The following is a 2,541-nucleotide window of genomic DNA, read 5'->3' on the forward strand; positions in this document are numbered from 1 at the left end:
TGTCCCTCAAGATATTCTAAAAACAGAAGACTCATATGATTTCTCTTTTTCTTTGAACGGGAAAAGATTCAGGGCGAATTATTACAAATCTCTGGGCTATCCAAAGATTGCAATAAGGGTACTGATGGATGAAATACCTGAATTTATGTCTATATTTTCTCCAAATGTTTTTGAGAATTTATTTAATATTGAAAAAGGACTTACGATAGTAGTTGGCAAAACATCTTCTGGTAAAACCACAGCGATTTTCTCCGCTTTAAATCTAATAAATTCTAAATATCTAAAACATATAATAACAATAGAAAATCCTATCGAATACTTGCTGGAGGAAGATAGATCCGTTATATCGCAGAGAGAAATCGGTTCTGATGTTAAAGGATTCAATATTGCCCTAAGTCAATGCGTAAGACAAAGCCCTGATATTATATTTGTCGGAGAGGTAAGAGATAGAGAGTCAGCAGAACTTTCAATCACACTTGCAGAGACCGGCCACCTGGTTATAACTACTGTACATGGAGGCTCTATCATAGAAGGTATAGAAAAGTTAATAAGTTATTATGAAAGTGGAGATGAAAAGAGAGCAAGAGCGCTACTAAGTGGTGTTTTTAATGGTGCTCTATATGTAAAGATTGTAGATGGTAATATAGATTATGAGTATCTCTTTGCCACAGAGGCTGTCAAGAGCCTTATCCGTGAAGGGAAAACATATCAGTTAAACTCAGAAATAGAGAGGCAAAACCTTTGGAAAAGGTAACTATAAACAAAGAGAAATTCTGGCGTGAACTTCAAAAGATAGAAGATGAGCCAGAAGAAGAGGTCTTTCTTTCAAAAGTAGCATCTAGTTTTGCAATGAAATTTTATAGAAAAGATGGAACGCCCTACCCACCTGTCGATATGAAAGTAGTTGAAAGCGTAGGGGTATCAAAGTTAAAGCAAAAACTATGTATCCCTCTGACAACTGGGGAAATTTTTACTGCCGACCCTTTCATTGACATACTTGCTGGATACCGTGCTGGTATTGTTCTGACAACAAGAGATGTTATATCGGAAATAATAAGCTCCCTGGAGGAAATACGGGATACAAATGATATAGGGAAAATTGTAGACACATTAATAGAAAGGGCAGTCAATACTTCTGCTTCTGACATACACATAAATTACAATTCTATAGATATGACCACAGAGATTATTTTCAGAATAGACGGTTTCCTAAATCTTATAGAATCCATTCCCAATAGTGGTGATTTTCATAGCAGGCTTATAAATAAAATATATCAGATGACACAAAAAATAAATCAATCAGAATACCATGAACTTCATGACGCTTCTTTCATGACAGAAGTTCTTAAAAGGCGAGTAAATGTGAGAGTCTCATCTGTTCCTGTATTTTCATCAGACAATTCAATTACTGCAAATATTGCAATGAGACTACTTTATGCAAAGGCGAACAGTATAATTCCATTAGAAAGCCTGGGATATACTTCCGATACGATAGAAATACTAAAGAAGCTTATATCTCTGCCATACGGGATTATTTTCATCGCTGGACCTACGGGCTCTGGAAAAACAACAACATTCTATTCTCTTCTTGATATAAAGAATAAACGCAGAGATTCGTTGATTCTCACAATAGAGGATCCTGTGGAGATTAGGCTACCTGGAATTGTGCAGGTTGAGTATAACGAGGAAAGGGGTGTTACCTTTTCAGCAGCCATAAGGTCATTCTTAAGACACGACCCCGATGTAATACTTATAGGTGAGGTAAGAGATAGAGAAACAGCAGCAGAATCCCTCAGGGCTGCAATAACAGGGCATCTTGTCCTTGCCACAATACATGCAAATACCGCAGCAGGTGTTTTTAGTAGACTCATCGATCTTGGAATTCCCAAAGACATATTGTTAAACGTTACAAAGGCTTCTATAGCACAAAGACTTGTGAGAAAACTCTGTGTTCACTGTAAAGAATATGTCTGTGAAGAAGAAAAATGTGCAGAAGCACTGGGTATGGAGATTGAGACCTACCGCTATCATTATGGTGGATTATTCCCATCAGGTTTTTGGTTTCCTCGTGGTTGTGATAAATGTGGTGGGGTAGGGTATATAGGCAGGACAGCTCTAGGGGAGATTCTATCAATTACCCCTGATGTTAAGAATATTTTAAAAGAGACTAATTTTGTGGATGATACAGCACCATTTGAAAGGTCAATTAGACAGCAGACATATACAATGAAAGAAACAGCAAAACATCTAATATCTGAAGGAATAACTTCCATTCAGGAAGTAGAGAGATTCGTTCCCATATCTTCAAGCGTGAGCTACCTCACGCTAAAGCTGTGAGGCTTCCTGCTTCATAGAGGAGACTTGCCCTGACATACGGGATACTGTTTAGGTATCCCAGCATAGCCAGGGTAGAGGCCTCATCTCCACAGGCGTATCTTCCTGTCCCGACCCTTCGGGACAGGATAGCTTCCCTATGCTCCATAGGTAGCTGATTTAACCCTTCATTCTTTATGGTTATGGCAGCGTTTAAGTCCCTGTGCA

3 protein-coding genes are annotated in these 2,541 nt (G+C 38.3%); 2 read left to right on the forward strand and 1 reads right to left on the reverse strand.

Annotation, left to right across the window (positions count from 1 at the left end; all coding sequences use genetic code 11):
- Both AB1488_03380 and AB1488_03385 read left to right on the forward strand, forming a co-directional pair.
- A partial coding sequence (locus AB1488_03380; GenBank protein MEW6409138.1) for an ATPase, T2SS/T4P/T4SS family occupies positions 1 to 754 on the forward strand: 754 nt, incomplete at its 5' end.
- Complete coding sequence (locus AB1488_03385) at positions 742 to 2,337, forward strand: GspE/PulE family protein (GenBank protein MEW6409139.1); 1,596 nt, start codon at positions 742 to 744, stop codon at positions 2,335 to 2,337. The genes AB1488_03380 and AB1488_03385, both read left to right, overlap by 13 nt.
- Here AB1488_03385 and AB1488_03390 read toward each other — a convergent pair.
- Positions 2,321 to 2,541 (reverse strand): hypothetical protein (locus AB1488_03390; protein ID MEW6409140.1); only part of this gene is annotated, 221 nt, incomplete at its 5' end. The two genes, AB1488_03385 and AB1488_03390, sit on opposite strands and share 17 nt — an antisense overlap.

This window comes from Nitrospirota bacterium (assembly GCA_040756155.1).
GTDB lineage: Bacteria > Nitrospirota > Thermodesulfovibrionia > JACRGW01 > JBFLZU01 > JBFLZU01.